19 protein-coding genes are annotated in these 19721 nt (G+C 72.5%); 12 read left to right on the top strand and 7 right to left on the bottom strand.

Going from position 1 to position 19721, the window contains the following annotated elements:
* Positions 1 to 104 precede the first annotated feature (104 nt).
* The 5 genes from QFZ74_RS28890 to QFZ74_RS28870 all read left to right on the top strand — a co-directional run bounded on the left by QFZ74_RS28890 (position 105) and on the right by QFZ74_RS28870 (position 7173).
* Positions 105 to 518 (top strand): PaaI family thioesterase, encoded by a 414-nt coding sequence (locus QFZ74_RS28890; RefSeq protein WP_307623782.1) that lies wholly within the window; start codon positions 105 to 107, stop codon positions 516 to 518.
* Positions 519 to 975: 457 nt separating this feature from the next.
* Complete coding sequence (locus tag QFZ74_RS28885) at positions 976 to 1194, top strand: type A2 lantipeptide (protein WP_307623781.1); 219 nt, start codon at positions 976 to 978, stop codon at positions 1192 to 1194.
* Positions 1195 to 1302: 108 nt separating this feature from the next.
* Positions 1303 to 2109, top strand: coding sequence for an HlyD family efflux transporter periplasmic adaptor subunit (locus QFZ74_RS28880; protein ID WP_307623780.1), 807 nt, complete (start codon positions 1303 to 1305; stop codon positions 2107 to 2109).
* The gene (locus tag QFZ74_RS28875) at positions 2106 to 4334 is read left to right on the top strand and encodes an NHLP family bacteriocin export ABC transporter peptidase/permease/ATPase subunit (protein ID WP_307623779.1); all 2229 of its coding nucleotides are present in this window, start codon (positions 2106 to 2108) and stop codon (positions 4332 to 4334) included. Before QFZ74_RS28880 ends, QFZ74_RS28875 begins: the two co-directional genes overlap by 4 nt.
* Position 4335: 1 nt before the next feature.
* Positions 4336 to 7173, top strand: coding sequence for an NHLP bacteriocin export ABC transporter permease/ATPase subunit (locus QFZ74_RS28870; protein WP_307623778.1), 2838 nt, complete (start codon positions 4336 to 4338; stop codon positions 7171 to 7173).
* Positions 7174 to 7177: 4 nt separating this feature from the next.
* Here the strand turns inward: QFZ74_RS28870 and QFZ74_RS28865 are convergent, their stop codons facing one another.
* Positions 7178 to 7714: an SRPBCC family protein gene (locus QFZ74_RS28865; protein ID WP_307623777.1), complete on the bottom strand. Its 537-nt coding sequence runs from the start codon at positions 7712 to 7714 to the stop codon at positions 7178 to 7180.
* 218 nt (positions 7715 to 7932) lie between these two features.
* Positions 7933 to 8352, bottom strand: coding sequence for a subtilase-type protease inhibitor (locus QFZ74_RS28860; protein ID WP_307623775.1), 420 nt, complete (start codon positions 8350 to 8352; stop codon positions 7933 to 7935).
* A gap of 327 nt (positions 8353 to 8679) precedes the next feature.
* On the opposite strand from QFZ74_RS28860, the gene QFZ74_RS28855 reads away from it, so the two are divergent.
* The 3 genes from QFZ74_RS28855 (at position 8680) to QFZ74_RS28845 (ending at position 10929) form a co-directional block, all read left to right on the top strand.
* Positions 8680 to 9243 carry a hypothetical protein gene (locus QFZ74_RS28855; protein ID WP_307623774.1) on the top strand — a complete coding sequence of 188 codons (564 nt, stop codon included), beginning with the start codon at positions 8680 to 8682 and terminating at the stop codon, positions 9241 to 9243.
* A 90-nt stretch (positions 9244 to 9333) separates the two neighbouring features.
* The gene (locus QFZ74_RS28850; RefSeq protein ID WP_307623773.1) at positions 9334 to 9618 is read left to right on the top strand and encodes a hypothetical protein; all 285 of its coding nucleotides are present in this window, start codon (positions 9334 to 9336) and stop codon (positions 9616 to 9618) included.
* A 135-nt stretch (positions 9619 to 9753) separates the two neighbouring features.
* Positions 9754 to 10929 carry a lactate 2-monooxygenase gene (locus QFZ74_RS28845; protein ID WP_307623772.1) on the top strand — a complete coding sequence of 392 codons (1176 nt, stop codon included), beginning with the start codon at positions 9754 to 9756 and terminating at the stop codon, positions 10927 to 10929.
* Between the two features lie 58 nt (positions 10930 to 10987).
* Here QFZ74_RS28845 and QFZ74_RS28840 read toward each other — a convergent pair whose 3' ends face one another.
* Complete coding sequence (locus QFZ74_RS28840; RefSeq protein WP_307623771.1) at positions 10988 to 11299, bottom strand: hypothetical protein; 312 nt, start codon at positions 11297 to 11299, stop codon at positions 10988 to 10990.
* A 32-nt stretch (positions 11300 to 11331) separates the two neighbouring features.
* On the opposite strand from QFZ74_RS28840, the gene QFZ74_RS28835 reads away from it, so the two are divergent.
* A complete protein-coding gene (locus QFZ74_RS28835) occupies positions 11332 to 11478 on the top strand; it encodes a hypothetical protein (protein WP_307623770.1) in 147 nt (48 codons plus the stop codon).
* A 113-nt stretch (positions 11479 to 11591) separates the two neighbouring features.
* On the opposite strand, the gene QFZ74_RS28830 is transcribed toward QFZ74_RS28835, so the two are convergent.
* The gene (locus QFZ74_RS28830) at positions 11592 to 12140 is read right to left on the bottom strand and encodes an RNA polymerase sigma factor (RefSeq protein WP_307623769.1); all 549 of its coding nucleotides are present in this window, start codon (positions 12138 to 12140) and stop codon (positions 11592 to 11594) included.
* A gap of 47 nt (positions 12141 to 12187) precedes the next feature.
* On the opposite strand from QFZ74_RS28830, the gene QFZ74_RS30515 reads away from it, so the two are divergent.
* Together QFZ74_RS30515 and QFZ74_RS28820 are read left to right on the top strand one after the other, a co-directional pair.
* Positions 12188 to 13954, top strand: a complete 1767-nt coding sequence (locus QFZ74_RS30515) for a serine/threonine-protein kinase (protein ID WP_373462450.1) — start codon at positions 12188 to 12190, stop codon at positions 13952 to 13954.
* 167 nt (positions 13955 to 14121) lie between these two features.
* On the top strand, positions 14122 to 14826 hold the full coding sequence (locus QFZ74_RS28820) for a DUF4232 domain-containing protein (protein WP_307623768.1): 705 nt from the start codon (positions 14122 to 14124) through the stop codon (positions 14824 to 14826).
* A gap of 7 nt (positions 14827 to 14833) precedes the next feature.
* Here the strand turns inward: QFZ74_RS28820 and QFZ74_RS28815 are convergent, their stop codons facing one another.
* Both QFZ74_RS28815 and QFZ74_RS28810 read right to left on the bottom strand, forming a co-directional pair.
* Positions 14834 to 16429, bottom strand: coding sequence for an RICIN domain-containing protein (locus QFZ74_RS28815; protein ID WP_307623767.1), 1596 nt, complete (start codon positions 16427 to 16429; stop codon positions 14834 to 14836).
* Positions 16430 to 16709: 280 nt separating this feature from the next.
* Entirely contained in the window at positions 16710 to 17624 is a 915-nt protein-coding gene (locus QFZ74_RS28810) for a helix-turn-helix domain-containing protein (RefSeq protein WP_373462449.1), read from the bottom strand.
* A 74-nt stretch (positions 17625 to 17698) separates the two neighbouring features.
* On the opposite strand from QFZ74_RS28810, the gene QFZ74_RS28805 reads away from it, so the two are divergent.
* Entirely contained in the window at positions 17699 to 18541 is an 843-nt protein-coding gene (locus tag QFZ74_RS28805; protein WP_307623765.1) for a phytanoyl-CoA dioxygenase family protein, read from the top strand.
* Positions 18542 to 18585: 44 nt separating this feature from the next.
* Here QFZ74_RS28805 and QFZ74_RS28800 read toward each other — a convergent pair whose 3' ends face one another.
* Entirely contained in the window at positions 18586 to 19554 is a 969-nt protein-coding gene (locus tag QFZ74_RS28800) for an aldo/keto reductase (protein ID WP_307623764.1), read from the bottom strand.
* Between the last annotated feature and the right edge of the window lie 167 nt (positions 19555 to 19721).

Here is a 19721-nt window from a genome sequence, read left to right as displayed (position 1 = left end):
GGGTGTTTGCAGAGCGACACGACGGCGCTGCCGCGCAAAGGGACCGGGCCCCATTCGGCCGGCTCCCCGTGTGGCGCAGCTCTCGGCAGGGAACAATCCGCCCCATGACGCTGACGCCCGCCGAGGCCGACAAGATCCTCGCCGCCAACTTCGCTCCCTGGGTGCTCGAGCTCGGGCTGGTGGCCGAGGTGGTCGGGGAGGGGCGGGTCGTGTTGCGGTTGCCCTGGTCGGAGCGGTTGGCGCGGGAGGGTGGCGGGCTGTCGGGGCAGGCGTTGATGGCCGCCGCCGACACCGCCACCGTGATCGCCGTCGCCGCCGCGCGCGACGGGTTCGTGCCGATGACGACGGTGCAGCAGTCGACGTCCTTCCAGCGGTCGGTCACGGGCTCGGACGTACTGATCGAGGCGGTGCTCACCAAACTGGGCCGCCGGATGGCGTTCGCGGACATCACGATGACCGACGAGGAGTCAGGTGGGCTCGCGGCGCGGGCGAGCACGGTGTACGCCCTCCTGGGCTGACACGTTCAGCGATCGTTCAGTAACGGTCTGTTCCGATCGGCGAGCGGAATTCCGACTTCAGGGAATCTGCACATCCCGTACCCAAGCAAGTCACCGAGCCCCCAGGGCACCCGCCGCCCCACCCGCCACCGCGCACCTTTGACGGCGGAGTGCCGGATTCGCCTCCCGGTGGGCAAGCGCCCGCGAGGGTCGAGGCCCCGTCGAATGTGAAGAAGTTGCCGACAAGCCGTGCGGACGCCTGCACGGATACCCCGTCCCTGAGATCAAGTGCCCAGGTGAGACGGGTGATTGATTGGAAGCGCGAGGCGCGTGCGTGCTTTGATCCTTCGCACCACAGGGACCCCGCCGGGCATCCGGAAACGGTTCCTGGCTCCCGGCCCCTGCGGTCGGCGGTCCGTCTGATCCACAGGTGGCTGCTCTTTCCTTGTGACATATCCATACGAAGGGAAGTTCCATCATGAACTCCACCCCCCAGGTTGAGACCGTCGAGATCTCCGACGCCGAGCTCGACAACGTCTCCGGCGGTCTGTCCCTGAACGCCGTCGGCACCGTCACCGGCCTGGTGGACGGCGTTGCCCCCGGCGTGACGCCCGTCGTCGGCCAGGTCGTCGGCACGGTCGAGGGTGTCACCGGTGTGAGCACCGCCCCGGTCACCGGCCTGGTCTCCGGCCTCTGATTCCCAGAGCGTTGACCTTGAGTCCCGGAGCCGCACGCCGGCTCCGGGACTCTCGGCCGTCCAGAACCACGTCGTAACGCCATCTCTCCCACAGGTGAGGGAAGTCCCGTGCAGTTCCGCCAACAGGCCCTCGCCAAGCTCCAGTCGCCGGAGGAGCTCGACCTTCCGGTGCGCCTCGCCCGCCCCCAGGGCTGGCTCGCGCTGTCGATCACGGTGGTCGTCATGGCGACGGCATCCGTGTGGGCGGTGACCGGCTCGGTGGCCTCCACCGTCTCCGCGCCCGCCATCCTGACCCACGGCCAGGGCAGTTACATCCTGCAGAGCCCCGTCTCCGGACAGGTCACCGCCGTGCTCGCGAAGCCGGGCGAGCGGCTCCCGGCCAACTCCCCCGTCCTCCAGGTCCGTACGAGCGACGGCGACTCCATCGTGCGCACCGTCGCCGCGGGCCGGATCACCGGACTGTCCGCCACCATCGGGCAGATCATCCAGACCGGCGCGAACGTCGCCGCCGTGGAGAAGGTCGCCCGTCCCACGGACCCTCTGTACGCGACCGTGTACGTCCCGGCCGTGAACGCCGCCTCCGTCCCGGCGCACGCCTCCGTCGACCTGACCGTCGCCTCGGTGTCGACGCAGGAGTACGGCGTGCTGCGCGGCCACGTGAAGTCGGTGGACCGCACGGCCCAGTCGCCGCAGTCCATCGCCGCGTTCCTCGGGGACGAGCAGCTGGGCAAGCAGTTCACCGAGAAGGGCCGGCCCGTCGCCGTCCTCGTCAGGCTCGACAAGGCGTCCGACACCAAGAGCGGCTACGCGTGGTCCTCCGCGGAGGGGCCGCCGTACAAGCTGGAGTCCATGACCATGGCCACGGGTTCGATCCGGCTGGCCGACCAGCGTCCCGTCGATTGGCTGCTGCCGTGAGCACCGCACAGGAAACCCGCGGCAGGCGCCGCGCCGCACCGCCCAAGCGGCCCGTCCCCGTCGGCAAGGCGAAGACCGTGCGCACGCCCACCGTGCTCCAGATGGAGGCCGTCGAGTGCGGCGCGGCCTCCCTCTCCATGGTCCTCGGCCACTACGGCCGCCATGTCCCGCTGGAGGAGCTGCGCATCGCGTGCGGCGTCTCCCGTGACGGCTCGCGCGCGAGCAACCTGCTGAAGGCGGCCCGCAGTTACGGTCTGACGGCCAAGGGCATGCAGATGGACCTGGCCGCGCTGGCCGAGGTCACCTCGCCGGCGATCCTGTTCTGGGAGTTCAACCACTACGTCGTCTACGACGGCATGGGGCGCCGCTTCGGCCGCCGCGGGGTGTACATCAACGACCCCGCCAAGGGCCGCCGCTTCGTGCCGATCGAGGAGTTCGACGGCAGCTTCACCGGCGTCGTCCTGACGCTGGAGCCGGGCGAGAACTTCGAGCGCGGCGGCCGCAGGCCCGGTGTCCTCGGCGCGATGCCGGCCCGGCTGCGCGGCACCGCGGGCACCATGCCCGCCGCCGTCCTGGCCAGCCTGCTGCTGGTGGCGGTCGGCGCGGCGCTGCCCGCGCTCAGCCGCACCTACATCGACATGTTCCTCATCGGCGGACAGACCTCGCTGCTGAGCGTGCTGTTCGCGTCGATGGGCACCTGCGTCGCGCTCACCCTGGTGCTGACCTGGCTGCAACAGGCCAACCTGCTGCGCGGCCGCCTCATCTCCTCCACCCTCTCCAGCGCCCGCTTCCTGCGCCATCTGCTGCGGCTGCCGGTCACGTTCTTCAGCCAGCGCAGCCCGGCCGACCTGGTGCAGCGGCTCCAGTCCAACGACGCGGTCGCCGAGACCCTGGCCCGCGACCTCGCGGCGGCCGGCGTGGACGCGATCGTGGTCGTGCTGTACGCGGTGCTGCTGTACACCTACGACCCCCAGCTGACGGCCATCGGCATCGGCGTGGCGCTGCTGAACGTCGTGGCGATGCGCTTCGTCATCCGGCTGCGCGCGACGCGGACGGCGAAGCTGCGCGCGGACACCGCACGGCTCACCAACACCTCGTACACCGGTCTGCAGCTCATCGAGACGATGAAGGCGACCGGCGGTGAGGACGGCTACTTCCGCAAGTGGGCCGGGCAGCACGCCGCCACGCTGGAGGAGCAGCAGCGCCTCGGGGTGCCGAGCGCCTGGCTGGGTGTGGTGGCGCCGACGCTGGCCACGTTCAACAGCGCGCTGATCCTGTGGATCGGCGGTCTGCGCGCGGTGGAGGGCCACATCTCGGTCGGTCTGCTGGTCGCCTTCCAGGCGCTGGTGGTCCGCTTCACCGCGCCGATCACCCGCCTCAACGGCGTGGCCGGGCGCATCCAGGACTTCGCGGCCGACGTGGCCCGCCTGAAGGACGTCGAGAACTTCCAGGCCGACCCGCTCTACAGCCGCGCGGGCTCCGGCTCGGGCGACTCCACGCGCCGGCTGCACGGGCACGTCGAGCTGGAGAACATCTCCTTCGGCTACAGCCCGCTCGACAAGCCGCTGCTGACCAACTTCGACCTGACGGTCGGACCCGGTCAGCAGGTGGCGCTGGTCGGCGGTTCCGGCAGCGGCAAGTCGACGGTCTCCCGGCTGATCTCGGGTCTGTACGCGCCCTGGGAGGGCGTGATCCGCATCGACGGGCAGCGTCTGGAGGACATCCCGCGCGGCGCGCTCGCGTCGTCGGTGTCCTTCGTCGACCAGGAGGTCTTCCTGTTCGAGGGCTCGGTGCGCGACAACGTGGCGCTGTGGGACCCCTCGATCCCGGACGAGGCCGTGGTGGACGCGCTGCGCGACGCCGCCCTGTACGACGTGGTGATGCGCCGCCCCGGCGGCATCCAGAGCAAGGTCGAGCAGGACGGCCGGAACTTCTCGGGCGGGCAGCGCCAGCGCCTGGAGATCGCGCGGGCGCTGGTGCGCCGGCCGAGCATTCTCGTCCTGGACGAGGTGACCAGCGCGCTCGACGCCGAGACCGAGCTGGTCGTGATGGACAACCTGCGCCGACGCGGCTGCGCCTGCGTGGTGATCGCCCACCGGCTGAGCACCGTCCGCGACAGCGACGAGATCGTCGTGCTCCAGCACGGCACGATCGTGGAACGCGGACGGCACGACGAGCTGGTGGCGCGCGGCGGTGCGTACGCCGCGCTGGTCAGGGAGCGATGAGATGACCACTGTTCAGGAGGGCTACCAGGAGGGGTACGGCGGCGACCTCGTCATCGGCGCGCTCGGCACGCTGGGCACCCCGATCGACTGCGGCGGCTTCAACCGCCTCGACCTCGAGGGCCCGCAGGTGCTGTGGCTGGTCACGGCCGGCGCCCTGGACCTGTTCGCGGTGGACGCCGTGCAGCAGGGCCACTGGCACCACCTCGGCCGGCTGGAGGCGGGCTCGCTGCTGCTCGGCCCGGTGGCCGGCCCCGAGCACACGCTGGTGGCCCGCCCGCTGCGGGACTGCGCGGTGCGCCGCATCAACCTGCGCGAGCTGTACCAGGAGCCGAGCACCCAGACCTGGTCGTACGACGCGTACGGCAACCCGCAGTACGTCCCGCCGGCGTCGAGCCCGCTGGAGTACGCCCTCGCCCTGGGCGTCGGCCGCGGACTGGCGGTCCTCTTCCAGGCGCCGATGGCCACCGAGGGCGCAGCCGACGTCACGGACGACGACGTCTTCTGGATGCAGGTGCCCCCGGGCAGCGTCCAGTACGGCTCGATGTACGGCGCCGAGGCGGCCGCCGACCTGCTGATGGACCCGGCGCTGTGGCAGAGCCTGGTCGACCAGCAGTACCGGCTGCTGACCACGCTGGACCGCTGGATCGAGCAGCTGGAGCGCACGCACGAGACGCGAACGGCGGCCGGTATCAAGGCCGGTGAGGCCGTCCGTGTCCAGGCCGACCAGACGCTGCTCGCCTCCATCGGCAAGCGCTCGTCGCGGCCTGCCACCGCCGCGGACGCCGACGCCACGTACGCGGCGTGCCGGCTGGTCGCCCAGGCGGCCGGGATCGAGCTGTCCGAGCCCGCGCAGAGCGGCACCGAGAGCGAACGCATCGACCCGGTCGAGCGGGTCGCCGTCGCCTCGCGGGTGCGCACCAGGTCCGTCCGTCTGATGGGCACCTGGTGGCGGGACAACGCCGGGCCGCTGGTCGGTCAACGGGCCCTGTCGGGGGCGCCGGTCGCGCTGCTGTGGCGGCGCGGCGGCTATGTGGCCGTGCATCCGTCGACCGGTCGTGAGACGCCGATCGAGAAGGCGAACGCGGAGGAGTTCGAGCCGCGCGCGGTGATGTTCTACCGCCCGCTGCCGGACAAGGAGCTCAGCCCGTTCGGCCTGCTGCGGTTCAGCATGCAGGGCAACCGCGGCGACCTGTTCAACCTGCTGCTCGCCGGACTGGTGACGGTGGTGATCGGCGCGCTGGTGCCGATCGCGACCGGCAAGATCCTCGGCCAGTACGTGCCGAAGGCGCAGACGGGGCTGATCGCGCAGGTCTGTGTGGCGGTGATGATCAGCGGGGTCGTGGCGGCGGCGTTCATGCTGCTGGAGAACCTGACCATGCTCCGGCTGGAGGGCCGGATCGAGGCGGCTCTCCAGCCGGCCGTGTGGGACCGGCTGCTGCGGCTGCCGACGAAGTTCTTCACGCAGCGCTCCACCGGTGAACTGGCCAGCGCGGCCATGGGCATCAGCTCGATCCGGCGGCTGCTGGCGGGCCTCGCCCCGACCATCGCCCAGTCGGTGACCATCGGCGCGATGAACCTGCTCCTGCTGTACTGGTACAGCGTGCCGATGGCGCTGGCCGCGACCGGCATGCTCGTGGTCATCGCGGCGGTGTTCCTGGGCCTCGGCCTGTGGCAGGTGCGCTGGCAGCGGCGCCTGGTGGTACTCAGCAACAAGCTGAACAACCAGGCCTTCCAGACGCTGCGCGGGCTGCCGAAGCTGCGGGTCGCGGCGGCGGAGAACTACGCGTACGCGGCGTGGGCGAGCGAGTTCGCGCGCAGCCGTGAGCTCCAGCAGAAGGTCGGCCGCATCAAGAACCTCACCACGGTGCTGGGTTCGGTGTACCTGCCGATGGTCACCCTGGTGATGTTCATGCTGCTGGCCGGTCCGGCGAGGGGCTCGATGTCGGCGTCCGCGTTCCTCACCTTCAGCACGTCGGTGACGATGGTGCTCACCGCGGTCACCCAGCTGACGGGCTCGTTCGTCTCGGCGGTGGCGGCGCTGCCGCTGTTCGAGGAGATCCGCCCGGTACTGGAGGCGACCCCCGAGGTCCGTACGGCGAGCACCCGCCCCGGCCTCCTCTCGGGCGCCATCGAGGCCCGCCGCCTCTCCTTCCGGTACGCCGACGACGGTCCGCTCGTGCTCGACGACGTGTCCTTCCAGGTGCGTCAGGGCGAGTTCGTGGCGATCGTCGGCCCGAGCGGCTGTGGCAAGTCCACGCTGCTGCGGCTGCTGATCGGCTTCGACAAGCCGGTCTCGGGCAGCGTGCTGTACGACGGCCAGGACCTGGCGGCGCTCGACCAGTCGGCGGTGCGCCGGCAGTGCGGTGTGGTGCTCCAGCACGCGCAGCCGTTCAACGGCTCGATCCTGGACGTCATCTGCGGCACCGAGCCGTACACGCCGGAGGAGGCGATGGCGGCGGCCGAACTGGCCGGTCTGGCCGAGGACATCAAGCGCATGCCGATGGGGCTGCACACGATCGTCGCCGGCAGCGGCGCGATCTCGGGCGGCCAGCGTCAGCGTCTGATGATCGCCCAGGCGTTGATCCGCCGTCCGCGCATCCTGTTCTTCGACGAGGCGACCAGTGCGCTGGACAACGACACCCAGCGCACGGTCATCGAGAGCACGCGCAAGCTGAACGCCACGCGCATCGTCATCGCCCACCGGCTGTCGACCGTGCTGGACGCGGACCGCGTCATCGTGATGCAGGACGGCAAGGTGGCCCAGCAGGGCCCGCCCGCCGAGCTCCTGGCGGACACGAGCGGCCGCCTGCACGAGCTGGTCCGCCGGCAGATGGCGTGAGGGCTCAGTCGAGGCCGGGCACCGGCGCGCCCGACGGCACCCCGGCCTCGACGTACCCCTCGTAGAACGCCTTCCAGGCCGCACTCGCCCCCGAGTGCGGCCCCTCGGCTTTCTCCCCGCGTGCCTTGGCGTCGAGGGCACCGAGGCACACCTCCCAGCCGGCGCCGTTGCGCGCGGCGGTGTTCTCGGCGCTCAGGACGTCGGTGAGGGTGAAGCGGGTGCTGGTGTCGTCCACCGCTTCGAGGTCGAAGCGCAGTTCGTCGCCGCCCCACGCGAAGGACAGATGCCGGGGCGGGTCGACGGCGAGGACCCGGCCGGTCGACTCGGGCATGTTCGGATCGCCGCTGAACCGGATGGTGCCGCCGGGACGCAGCTCGATCTCGGCGCGGGAGGGGAACCACTGGGCCAGTTCGCCGGGGTCGGTCACGAAGTGCCAGACGCGGTCAACGGGATGGGCGTAGACGCGGGTGAAGCGGACGGCGGGGCGGCCGTCGTCGAGCGGCCGGTAGGTGCCGGAGATGCCGGCGGGTTCGGCGGACATGGCGGATCAGTCCTTCGCGGTGGCGGGTGCGGTGCTGTCGTCCGACGTCGCGTCGAGGCGCCGTCCCAGCGACACCAGACCATAAACGCCGGGGGCCGGACAGGCGACCCCACATCGCCCGTCCGGCCCCACTGCGAGATCGCCGGTCCCCGCGGCGAAGGCCCGTACTCCCCAGTTACGGGCCTCCGGCGTGGACGAGGAGGTGGCGACCCCGGTCCTCAGAACGCGAAGACGCCTGCTCCGTAGGCGTTCTTCACGCACGCGTTGGCGAAGGTGTGCTCGTAGGTGACGCGCTTGCCCTGCCAGACGCCCACGGCGGTCACGACCATCGGGTTGTACTCCTTGGTGCAGACCACGCCGCCGCCGCTCGCCAGCGCTCCGAAATCGCCACCGGCGTGGCGCAGTTCGGCGCAGGCGCCGGCCGCGTCCGGGTGCGTGCCGGACGGAGTCGGAGCGCAGCTGAGGGTGACCGCGCGCTGCACGGTGGCGGTGGCGCTGTCGCCATGGGCGACGGTGAGCACCAGGGCCGAGGGGGCGTAGAGCGAGGACGGGGAGGCGGCGGCGTCGGCCGCCAGGGGACCGCAGACCAGGGCGCTCGTGAGGCCGAGGGCTGCCGTCCAGCGCGCGGTGTTCCGCATCGTGTGCATCCTTCCGCTCGATCCGACTGGGATGCCGGCTCCTGGCCCGGTCGGGTGCCGGAGCGGCGAGCGCGAGTCTGCCGAGTCCGCCGCCGAAACTCATCTCCGGCGCACGGTTTTGGGTAACCTTGTGTGTTGAATCAGTGGCGCGAAGTCACGGAACGCGTGCCTTTTGGCCCCGGAAGCGCATGGTTCTTGATCCATCAAAGCAGCCCGTTGGCCGGATTTCATCACCTCGGCAATAGGCCTGAAACATTCCGGTTCCGCTGTCGGCGCACCTCTCCTCGAAACCTTGTGTTCATGAGATCGCGGAGTAATCGTCATTACATGATTACTCCAGAACAGCACGAGAAGCTGCTCGGCTGGTTCGCCGGCCGGCTGCCCGACGATCTCTTCGAGGAGCTGGTCGAGGTGACCGCCGACCGCGAGGAGATCACCGTGATCGGCCGCATCCCCGAGCCCCGGCTCGCCGGGGGCGCCCCCGAGGCCGAGCGGGAGGCCGCGGCGCACAGCCGGATCCAGGAGTTCCGGGAACGCAGCCGGGACGCCCGGATCGCCGTGGCCCGAGAGGCCGAGCACCAGTACCGGCGGAAGGTGTCGTGGGGCGTGGAGTGCGGCGGCGAGCGCGCCCTGTTCACGCATGTCGCCGCGCCCGTGATGACCCGGCTGCGCCAGCCCGAGCGGCAGGTGCTCGACACCCTGATCGCCGCGGGCGTGGCCCGCAGCCGCAGCGAGGCGCTCGCCTGGTGCGTACGTCTGGTGCAGCGTCACACCGACGACTGGCTCGCCGAACTGCGCGAGTCCCTCGCCCATGTCCAACGGGTCCGGGCACAGGGCCCCGACGCGGAGGGAGTGTCGGATCCGTCCACCGACGGCACGGAAGATGGATGAAATACCCCCTGGCCGGGGCCTCGACCGAGGCCGTAGGTTCGGCTGACCTTCCTGGACGGCCCGAGTCCGCGCCGCGCAACCCCCGCGGTGGTGACGGCCACCCCGGAGGCGGCCGAGGCCGTGGTGCGGGCGGGCGTCCGCACGGTGGCCGTCGACGCGCTGAGCGTCGACCCGACGCCTCGACCCGGAGATCTCCACGCCGGCTTCGGCCTGCCCGCCCACCGCGTGCTGTGCGGGGCGGGCGGGGTGATCGCCGAGAACCTCACCGGTGTCGTGGAGTTGATCGGCGCGCGCGAGGTCGAGGTGTTCCTCTTCCCGCTGCACCTGCCGGGCTCGGACGGCGCCCCGGTCCGCGCGGTCGCCCGCGTGGGCTGAGCGGCGACGGAGGGGGCGACAGCAGGCGAGAAACAGCAAAGGCTGGGTCGCAACCGCCTCCTGGTGGACGGACCGGCGCTGACCCGCAAGTATGTGCGGACGACGCGGCTCGGCGACGAGAGGCTGTAGGTACGGATGGCGAAGCACTGGGCGGACTTCCAGTACGAGATCTACCTCAACGGGATGACGGGTGCCGTACCGCGGCTGCCCACCGATCTCACCCGGCTGGAAGAGCTGACCGAACACCGGCTCGGTCCCGGTCCCGTGGGGTACGTCGCGGGCAGTGCCGGTGACGGCAGCACCGCGCGCGCCAACCGGGCCGCCCTGGAGCGGCGGCGGATCGTGCCGCGCATGCTGCGGGACGTGAGCGAACGGGATCTGTCCGTCGAGGTGTTGGGGCGTTCGCTGTCCGCGCCGCTGGCGCTGGCTCCCGTGGGCGTGCTGTCGATCATGCACCCGGAGGCCGAACTGGCCGCCGCCCGTGCCGCCGCCGCGCAGGGCGTGCCGTACACCCTCTCCTCCGCCTCCAGCACGCCCATGGAGCAGGTCGCGGAGGCGATGGGCGACGCCGAGCGGTGGTTCCAGCTGTACTGGGGCAAGGACCGTGAGGTGACGCGGAGTTTCCTCGCCCGCGCCAGGGCGGCCGGGTTCACGGTGCTGGTCCTCACCCTGGACACCCCGCTGCTGGCGTGGCGGCCGCGCGACCTGGACCAGGCGTACCTCCCGTTCGTCAACGGCGTGGGCACCGCGAACTACTTCACCGACCCGGCGTTCCAGGCGGGCCTCGCCAAGCCCGTCCACGAGGACCCGAACGCGGCCGTCCTGCACTTCCTCGGCCTCTTCGGGGATGCCAGCCACACGTGGCCGGACCTCGCCTTCATCCGGGAGCACTGGGACGGCCCGATCGTCCTCAAGGGCATCCTGCACCCCGACGACGCGCGGCTCGCCGCCGACGCCGGGGTGGACGGGGTGGTGGTGTCCAACCACGGCGGCCGCCAGGTGGCCGGCTCCGTCGCGGCGGCCGACGCGCTGCCCCGCGTCGCCCAGGCGGTCGGCGACCGCCTCACCGTGCTGTTCGACAGCGGGATACGCACCGGCGCCGACGTCTTCAAGGCCCTCGCCCTCGGCGCCCGCGCGGTCCTGCTGGGACGGCCGTACGTCTACGGGCTCGGCCTGGACGGGCAGCCAGGCGTCGAGCACGTGATCCGTTGTCTGCTCGGCGAGTTCGACCTCACCCTGGCCCTGTCGGGGCATGCGACGCCGGGCACGGTGAGCGCGGACGACCTCGCCGGGTCGGAGCAGTCCGGCTGACTCACCGCCGCCAGGAGCGCAGCCGGTCGGCGGCCCCGTACACGTCCGTCGTCGCCCATTACTCACGCACACAGCCGTCGTCGTGCTCCCGGCCGTTCGAATCCTCCTCCGGGCGGAACCCGTAGTGTGCCAGCCGCTTGCGCTCAAAGACGATGAGGAGACCGAACAGCACGCCCCCCACCAGTCCAATGAGCGCGACCTGCCAGTCCAGTCGGCCGAGGGTCAGCGCACACATGCCACCGCAGAACACCGTGGCTGCGGCCCCGAAGGGCACAGGGTGCCGGACGGCCCGTATGCGGGCCTCCGTGGGTCGCGTGGCTCCGCCGGAGTGCGCGTCGAGCGCCCAGAACATCCTCTTGAACCGGTTCACCTTTGCCCCACACCTCAACGACCCCGCCAGTGTTGAACCCGGACCCTACCTCGCCGTCCCGGCCCCGGCGTTCCGCGGCGATCACGGCTGTCGTGGGGGCGTCGATGCGGACGCGGGCCGGCAAGGCGGACGCCCGCAACCGACTGGCCCGCACCGTCATCCGCGACTACGCCGGCTGAGGCGCTTCCCGCCTCGTAGGAGGCGGTACAAGGCTCCATACATGCAAGAAGGGGGGCGCCCGGAGAGTCCCGGGCGCCGCCCTTCTCGAGCGGTGCCCCCGGCAGGGCACCCGTCAGCCGGTGGTCAGCCAGGGCCGCACCAGCCTGCGGGCCTCGTGCAGGCGGGACTTGAGGGTACCGAGGGGGATGCCGACGCGTTCGGCGGCCTCGGCGTACTCCAGCTGGCAGATGTCGCGGTAGACGAGCGGGGCGACCAGGTGGGGGTGCTCCCGCTCCAGCCGGTCCAGCGCCTCCAGGAGGTCCACGCGCGAGCCCGCGATGACGCTGGTGGTGCGGGGGTCCACGTACTGGGCGGGCTCGATGGGGGCGGGCTGTTCGACGGCGCGGCGCTTCAGTTCGCGGTACTTCTGGCGGGCGCAGTTGGCGACGACGGCGTACAGCCAGGTGCTGAACCGGCTGCGGCCCTCGAACGTCGAGATCTTCCGGGCGAGTTGGAGCAGCACGTCCTGAGCCGCCTCCTCCGCGTCCTCCCGGCAGGGCAGGAAGCGCCCGCAGCGGCGGACGATCTCGGGCCGCACCTCGGTCAGCAGCCGGTCCAGGGCCACCGGATCGCCCGCGGCGGCACGCCGGGCGAGTTCTTCGGTCAACGCCGCGTCGTGCACGCGAGTTTCCCCCTCGGAGCCGATCTCAGGGCAGGCATGATAGTCGTATGCAGTCCCGCGAGCGGATCGGCCGCTACCGCCTGGAACGGCCCCTGGGCACCGGCGCCTTCGGCACGGTCTGGCTGGCGTACGACGAGCAGCTCGACGCCCCGGTGGCGGTGAAGGTCCTCGCCGAGAACTGGTCGCACCGCCTCGACGTGCGCGACCGCTTCCTGTCCGAGGCGCGACTGCTGCGCAAGGCGGGCTCCGACCGGGTCGTCCAGGTCTACGACATCGGTGAACTGCCCGACGGCAGGCCGTACTTCGTGATGGAGTACGCCGACGGCGGCACCCTCGCCGACCTGCTGGCGCACGGCCCGCTCCCGGTTTCCGAGGCGCTGCGTCTGACCGCGCTGGCCGCCCGCGGCGCGGCGGCGCTGCACGACGCCGGGATCGTGCACCGCGACATCAAGCCGACGAACGTGCTGCTGCGCACGGCGCCGGACGGCTCGCGCCGGGTGCTGCTGGCCGACCTGGGGCTCGCGAAGAGCCTGGCGCAGGCGTCCGTGCTCACCCTGGCCGCCGGTTCGGCCGGGTACCAGCCGCCCGAGCAGGCCGAGCCCGGCGCGGGCATCGACGCGCGGGCCGACGTCTACAGTCTCGGCGCGGTCGGCTACGAGCTGGTCACCGGCAGCGTTCCGGCGGCGCCGGGCAAGGTCGTACCTCCGGAACGGCTGCGGCCTGACGTCGGCGAGGACGTCCAACAGGCCCTGATGCGCGCCCTGGAACCGGACCGGGAGCGGCGCTGGCCGGGTGCGGGGGGGTTCGCGGAGGAGCTGGAGCGGCTGGCCGCCGGGCTGTCGGCCTCGGCCCCTTCCTCGGCCACGTCCGCGCCTCCGCCCGCGGTCACGCCCCCGACCGCACCCTCGACCCCGCCCGTGTCCTGGAACCCGCCCCCGGCCGCGTCCTCGCCCCCGCCCGTGTCCTGGGCTCCGCCCGTGTCATGGAACCCGCCCCCGGCCGCGTCCTCACCTCCGGCCGCGTCGTCGCCCCCGCCCGTGTCCTCGAACCCGCCCCCGGCCGCGTCCCCGGCCGCGTCCTCGCCCCCGGCCGCGTCCTGGGCTCCGCCCGTGTCCTGGAGCCCGCCCGTGTCCTGGAGCCCGCCCGTGTCCTGGAGCCCGCCCGCGGTCACGCTCCCGGCCGCGTCCTCGACCCCGCCGTCGCCCCCTTCGTCGCCCCCGTCCGCTGCCCCTCCCCGGCCGCCCCGGTCCGACGGCTTCCGGAAGTGGCTCGCGCTCGCCGCGGCCGGGTCCGCCGCGCTCGCCGCCGTCGCGGTCACGCTGGTGCTGAGCGACCGGCACTCCCCCGCCGCCGACCTGCGGGTCACGGACGCCACGGGCCGGATCTCGGTCGAGGTGCCCGCCGGGTGGGGCCGCCAGCTGCGCGATTCCGGCTGGGATCCGCGGGCGCTCGGCCTGGAGCCGGGGCACGAGCCGGGGCTGGCGGTCGCCGACGACCTGCGGCGCTGGCAGGACCTCACGGCTCCGGTCAACGGCGTGTTCATCGGCCTGAGCGGCCACGGCGACCTCACTCCCGAGGTCACCTCCCTGACCCACCCGGGCTGCCACGACGACGGCACCCGCGCCTTCACGAGCACCCGCTGGCAGGGCCGCACGCGGGCCTGGAGCGACTGTCCCGGCGGCGGCTCGCTCACGGAGACGGCGCTCCGCCCCGCGGGCCGCGCCTCCGGTCCCGAGGTGTACGTGCAGGTCCGCCGGCACGGCGACGCGGGCGAGCCCACGCGGCGCGCGCTGCGCTCGCTGCGGGTCACCTGACCGGTCGACACGGGGTACTCGTCGGCGCAGGAACCCGGTCCGCGGGGAAGGTTCTCGACAGGCCGCGAACTTTTCCGGCGGCTCGCGCATCGGAGTGTCATGACGGCGCACGAGGCGCCGCAGGCACGCGCCCGCCGCGTGCCGTGAGACCAGGAGTGCTGACTGACATGACGTACACGTCCCCGTCCTCGCATCGCGCGGCCCTGCTCGTGGGCTCGCTCGCCGTTCTGGGCCTGGTGGCCGGCTGCGGCACCCAATCCGGCGCCCAGAGCGCCCCGCAGAAGATCACGGGCAAGCCCGCACCGGCGACCGGCGGTGCGACGGCCCCCCGTACGACCGACGACAGCCCGCCCGCCTCGCCCGCGGCGTCGCCGCCGGGCCAGGCCGCCAAGTCGTCCGCACCGGTGTCGACCGGCCACGTCAGCGGCGACAGGACCGCCCCGACCGGCGGCGGCGCCCGCTGCCACACCTCCGAGCTGCGGGCCTCGGTGGGCCGCAACGACCCGGGGGCCGGGCAGGAGAACTTCCCCGTCGTGCTCACCAACGCCTCGGGCCGCACCTGCACGGTGTACGGCTATCCCGGCGCCGCGTTCGTGAACGCCTCCGGCGGTCAGCTCGGCCCGGACCCCAAGCGGGCCCCCGGCTCCGCGAAGAGGGTCACGCTCAAGCCTGGCCAGAGTGCCTGGGCGGGGCTGTCCTTCTCCAACCCCGAGGTCAGCGGGGCGAAGAAGGCGACGCCCGCGGCGCTGCTGGTGACCCCGCCGGACGAGCGGGACTCGCTGAGGGTGGCGTGGAAGGCGGGCGCGGTGCCGGTGTCCGGCAACGCCTCGACCGTCTCGCTGACGGTCCTGAGCCCGGGCACCGCCCCCTGAGCGGCGCTCAGCCGGTGGCGGGGACGGTGGCCTTGTCCCAGGTGACGACCCGCATCTGGAGGTCGGGCCGGGAGGCGTCGATGGCCCAGCGCTGCACCGAGGTGTTCGTACGGTTCTTGAGGACGAGGGCGCCCGCGCCGTCGGTGGCGGCGGGGACGAGGGCCAGGTCCTGGTCGCCCCGGGGGACGAGGGCGCCCCGCAGGGTGAAGTCGTAGCCGAGCTTGTCGTCGCCGTGCCGGGAGGCGGCGTCGCACGGGGCCAGCTGGACCGAGTAGCCCAGGTGCGAGTCCAGGCACAGCCGCGGGGCGGCGGCGTTGCGCAGGAGTCCGTCGGTGGCGTACGTCCACTGCTGGCTGGCGGTGGAGGTGCAGGGGACGAGCGCGGTCTCGGCGCCCTGGACGGCCTGCTCGCCGACGACGCCCACGCACAGCCCGGACGCGGTGTTGCGCAGCCTCCCGCGCAGGGTCGTCTCCTCGGCGGTCCCTCCGGCGGATCCGGCCCAGGTCGGCTCCGGCGTCGGGGAGCCGGCCCCGGACGTCCGCGTCGGCTTTCCGGCAGCGGCGGTACTACCACTGCTGTCGCCGGAACCGAGCGCGCCCCACAGGGCCAGGGGCAGCACGATCATGCCGCTCACCAGTGCCACTGCGGCGGCGAGGTTGCGGCGCCGCACCCGCCGGGCCGCCCGCCGCGCCACTCGGGACACCGGGCGCCGGACGGCACCGGCGTCGTCCTCTCCGGCCGGCCCGCCGATCGCCGACGGCACCCAATCGGGCTCCGCCGCCCTGGAATCGAGGAAGGCACGGGCGCCCCATCCCAGCACCCCCTCCGCCAGCGCCAGACCCAGGCCGCCATTGAACCGGTAGAGCTGGTCGGCGGTGTGCAGGCAGTGCCGGCAGCCGTCGAGGTGCCGCTGGAGGTCCGGGTCGACGTCGACACCGTCGCGGCGGTACGTCACGTCCAGCATGCGCAGATAGCGCAGGCACTCGTCGTGCGGGGCGAGTTCGCGGTGGACCTGGAGGAGCTCCTCGCGCAGCCGCTCGCGCGCCCGCCGGAACTCGACGCCGGCCTCCTCCACGTCCAGGCCCAGCAGCCCGGCCGGGAGCGCGAGCGGCTCACCTTCGACCTCGGTGTGCCAGAGCACCGCACGGCTGACCTGGGGCAGCCGCTGGAACGCCCGCGCCAGCAGGCGCCGGTCCGGCGGCGGCAGCATCCGGGCCGCCGCACCTCCGGCCTCCGCGGCGCCGGAGCGCAGGTCCGCATGGAGCATGTCCCGGCGTTCGTCGTTGTCCCACTCGGCCGCGAGACGCCGTACGGTGACGAGGAGTTGGGGCCGCCAGGCGGGCACGGGACCGGTGTGGCGGATCAGTTCGCCGAAGAGCCGGGTGAAGGCGGCCGTGGTGAGCATGCCGGCCGCTCGGGGCCCGTCGGCGCACAGCCGGGCGTAGGTGAACGCCGACTCCCAGTGCCGGTCGAGGAGTTGACCCATGGGGTGCTGCGCGGGGGCCGTCCCCGTCCACTTCTTCACCTCGGAGCTCAGCTGGTCGTCCGTGACGCCGGACGGTCGGGCGGGGCCCGGGGTGTACGGCAGGCCTGCGTCGTTCACGGCGGCATTCCTTCCAGACGCAACGCGGGATTACGTACCCGTGGGTGAGTGACCCGGCCGACGCCCTGGGAGGGGTGACCCCGTACAGGAAGCGGCATCTCGAACGTGCGCCTGCGGCAGCTCTTGTGAAGCGTGGGGGCGTACGGGAGCGGCCTCGCGCGCGGAGTCTCACATGGGTTTCCGCGCGCCGACGAACCACACCTTTGCACAAGGGCACATGCTCGAACAAGAGAACCAGAGCCATTCAGCACGGTCGGTGCACGACGAATTTGACGAACCGTCAACTACCACTGCGTCCAGACCGATAGGCGCCCGGCGGAGTTCCGTAGCACTCGCGGAACACCCGGTGGAAGTGGGACGGGCCGGCGAACCCCGACGCCGCCGCCACCCGCTCCACGGTCAGATCGGTGCTCTCCAGCAGCAGGGCCGCATGGCGCAGGCGTGCCTCACGCAGGGCGCGCATGGGCGAGCGGCCGGTCTGCCGGGCGAAGAGGTGCGCGAACCGGGACGGCGACAGGGCGACGCTCCGCGCGAGCGAGGTGACGGTGTGCGGGGCGCCCGGGTCGGCGGCGATCAGTTCCTCCGTCCGGCGCACGCGTGCGTCGACGCCGGGCGCGGACGACGGCTCGCGCCCACGGGCGGCCGTGAGCAGAACGACCTCCTCCAGCGCGCACAGCGCCAACTCCCGTGCCGCACCGGCGTCCGCGACCGCGACGGGCTCGTCGTCCACCTCGTCGTCCGCGGGCGGCGCACCCCCGCCCCTGCGGCGGGCGTCGGCGAGCATGCGCCCGAAGGCCGCGTCGACGCGGGCGCCGGGGGCGTGGAGGGTGCGCGTGACGACGTACATCCCGTCCTGGACGGCGTACGGCCGCAGCCACGCCGTCCAGGTCGGCCGGGCCTGGCAGTGCACCCACCAGAACCGCCAGTTCCGGGCGCCGGGCGCGACCGCGTACCGGTGCCGGACGCCGGGGGCGAGCACCACCAGATCGCCTGGCTCGGCGTACGTCCCGGCCGCTCCCTGGCGGAGCATGCCGCGCCCGCCGGTCGTCCAGGTGAACAGCCAACTGGCCGACCCGCCCGGTCGGTTGACGCTGTAGCCCATGGGCCGGTCGAAACGGCCGACCACCACGACACCGGGCGGCGGCGAGGGGGCGCCGCGCGCGGCAGCAGTTCCGGGCAGTCCCGCGGCGGTCATGGGCATCCTCCGGGCGCGTGCGTCGGCCTAGCGTGGCGGTGCGAGAGGACATGTCGACTCGAAGGAGCGGCCGCATGACAGCCAGGGACATCGGAGCCGCCGACAGCCCCATCGTGCCCGAGACACTGGGACGGCTGAAGGAGGAGTTCGTGGAGCGTGGATTCGCGGTCGTACGGGGGCTGTTCGGTTACGACGAGATCGACCGCCTGTGCGCCGAGTTCGCGGCGCTGCACGCCGCTGGGCCGGTGCCCGGGCACTTCGAGCCCAGGCCGCCGGACGGGAGCGGTCCAGCGGACCCGCTCCGCGTCTATCCGCGGGTGATGCACCCGCACGAGATCAGCACGCTCGCGCGGGAGTTCCTGCTGGACGCACGGCTGCGGACGGTCCTGGAGTCGCTGTTCGGGGAGGAAGTGCTGGCCGCGCAGAGCATGTTCTACTTCAAGCCGCCCGGCGCCCGCGGCCAGGCGCTGCACCAGGACAACTTCTATCTGCGGGTCGAGCCGGGCACATGCGTGGCGGCGTGGGTCGCCTGCGACGTGATCGACCGCGACAACGGCGGCCTCGAAGTCGTCCCCGGCACGCACCGGATGGGCCTGTTCTGCCCCGAGGAGGCGGACGCCGGGCTGTCGTTCGCCCGCGAGTACGTGCCCCCGCCGCCCGGGCTGACGGCCGTGCCCGTGGACATGGCGCCGGGCGACGTGCTGTTCTTCAACGGCAGCCTGGTGCACGGCTCCCGGCCCAACCGCACGGCCGACCGCTTCCGCCGCTCCTTCATCGGGCACTACGCCGGCCGTTCCGCGGAGCGCATCGGCGCCCACTACCGGACGCTGTCCCTGTCCGGCGCGCGGATCCGGCTCCCGGAGAGCGAGGGCGCCGGTCCGTGCGGCACGGAGGACGCGCCGCACGGACCGCACTGACCTCGCCGACCTGGCTGACTGCGTCCGACGACCGGTCAGCCGTATCAGTGACCGCTGATGTCGCGCGGGGTGTAGGCCCGCTCCAGTTCCTCGATCTCCTTCTCGCTGAGCTGGAGTTCGACGGCCGCGACCGCGTCCTCCAGGTGCTGCGGCTTGGCGACGCCGACGATCGGGGCGGCCACGGTGTCCTGGTGCAGCAGCCAGGCGAGGGCCACCTGGGCGCGCGGCACGCCCCGCTCGTGAGCGATCCGGGTGACGGCCTCGACGATCGCCCGGTCGCTGTCCAGATAGAGCCGGCTACCGAAGTCGTCCACCGCGCTGCGCGTGGTGACGGTGCCCCAGTCCCGGGTGAGGCGGCCGCGGGCGAGCGGGGACCAGGGCAGGACGGCGACGCCCTGGTCCGCGCACAGCGGCAGCATCTCGCGCTCCTCCTCGCGGTAGAGGAGGTTGTAGTGGTTCTGCATGGACACGAACCGGGTCCAGCCGTTCAGCAGGGCCGTGTACTGGGCCTTGGAGAACTCCCAGGCGTACATCGAACTGGCCCCGATGTAGCGCACCTTGCCCGCCTTGACCAGGTCGTGCAGCGCCTCCATCGTCTCCTCGACGGGAGTCTCGTGGTCGTAGCGGTGGATCTGGTAGAGGTCGACGTAGTCGGTGCCGAGACGGCGGAGGCTGTGGTCGATCTCGGACGTGATCGCCTTGCGGGACAGGCCGCCCCCGTTGGGCCCGGGACGCATCCGCCCGTGCACCTTGGTGGCGAGCACGATCTCGTCGCGGTTCGCGAAGTCGCGCAGCGCCCTGCCCACGATCTCCTCGCTGCTGCCGTCGGAGTACACATTGGCCGTGTCGAAGAAGTTGACGCCCGCGTCCAGCGCCTGCCGGATCAGCGGGCGCGACGCCTCCTCGTCGAGGGTCCACTCGTGGACGCCGCGCTCCGGGTCGCCGTAGGTCATGCAGCCCAGACAGATCCGCGACACGTCCAGTCCCGTCGAACCGAGCTTCACGTACTGCATCGTTGCTGCTCCTGCCTTCGGGGTCGGTTGCCGGTCGGTTGACCCAGGAGCGTACGGCCTGGCGGCGGCGCGAGCGGTGAGCGGCCAAGGCCCGCCGGTGCAAAGGGCGTCGTTCTCCTGGGCGATGCCGCGGGCGAGCCCCACCAGCAGGGCCCAGGTCAGTTCCA

This window comes from Streptomyces sp. V3I7 (assembly GCF_030817495.1).
GTDB lineage: Bacteria > Actinomycetota > Actinomycetes > Streptomycetales > Streptomycetaceae > Streptomyces.
Note: the sequence above shows the minus strand (reverse complement) of the source record. Positions and strands in the feature narration are given on the sequence as shown.

Excerpts from the sequence above, each read along its gene's own strand:
- QFZ74_RS28890 (WP_307623782.1), top strand. The coding sequence starts at position 105 with ATGACGCTGACGCCCGCCGAGGCCGACAAGATCCTCGCCGCCAACTTC.
- QFZ74_RS28810 (WP_373462449.1), bottom strand. The coding sequence starts at position 17,624 with ATGACCGCCGCGGGACTGCCCGGAACTGCTGCCGCGCGCGGCGCCCCC.
- QFZ74_RS28805 (WP_307623765.1), top strand. The coding sequence starts at position 17,699 with ATGACAGCCAGGGACATCGGAGCCGCCGACAGCCCCATCGTGCCCGAG.
- QFZ74_RS30515 (WP_373462450.1), top strand. The coding sequence starts at position 12,188 with ATGCAGTCCCGCGAGCGGATCGGCCGCTACCGCCTGGAACGGCCCCTG.
- QFZ74_RS28865 (WP_307623777.1), bottom strand. The coding sequence starts at position 7,714 with ATGTCCGCCGAACCCGCCGGCATCTCCGGCACCTACCGGCCGCTCGAC.
- QFZ74_RS28800 (WP_307623764.1), bottom strand. The coding sequence starts at position 19,554 with ATGCAGTACGTGAAGCTCGGTTCGACGGGACTGGACGTGTCGCGGATC.
- QFZ74_RS28845 (WP_307623772.1), top strand. The coding sequence starts at position 9,754 with ATGGCGAAGCACTGGGCGGACTTCCAGTACGAGATCTACCTCAACGGG.
- QFZ74_RS28870 (WP_307623778.1), top strand. The coding sequence starts at position 4,336 with ATGACCACTGTTCAGGAGGGCTACCAGGAGGGGTACGGCGGCGACCTC.
- QFZ74_RS28885 (WP_307623781.1), top strand. The coding sequence starts at position 976 with ATGAACTCCACCCCCCAGGTTGAGACCGTCGAGATCTCCGACGCCGAG.
- QFZ74_RS28860 (WP_307623775.1), bottom strand. The coding sequence starts at position 8,352 with ATGCGGAACACCGCGCGCTGGACGGCAGCCCTCGGCCTCACGAGCGCC.
- QFZ74_RS28855 (WP_307623774.1), top strand. The coding sequence starts at position 8,680 with ATGATTACTCCAGAACAGCACGAGAAGCTGCTCGGCTGGTTCGCCGGC.
- QFZ74_RS28820 (WP_307623768.1), top strand. The coding sequence starts at position 14,122 with ATGACGTACACGTCCCCGTCCTCGCATCGCGCGGCCCTGCTCGTGGGC.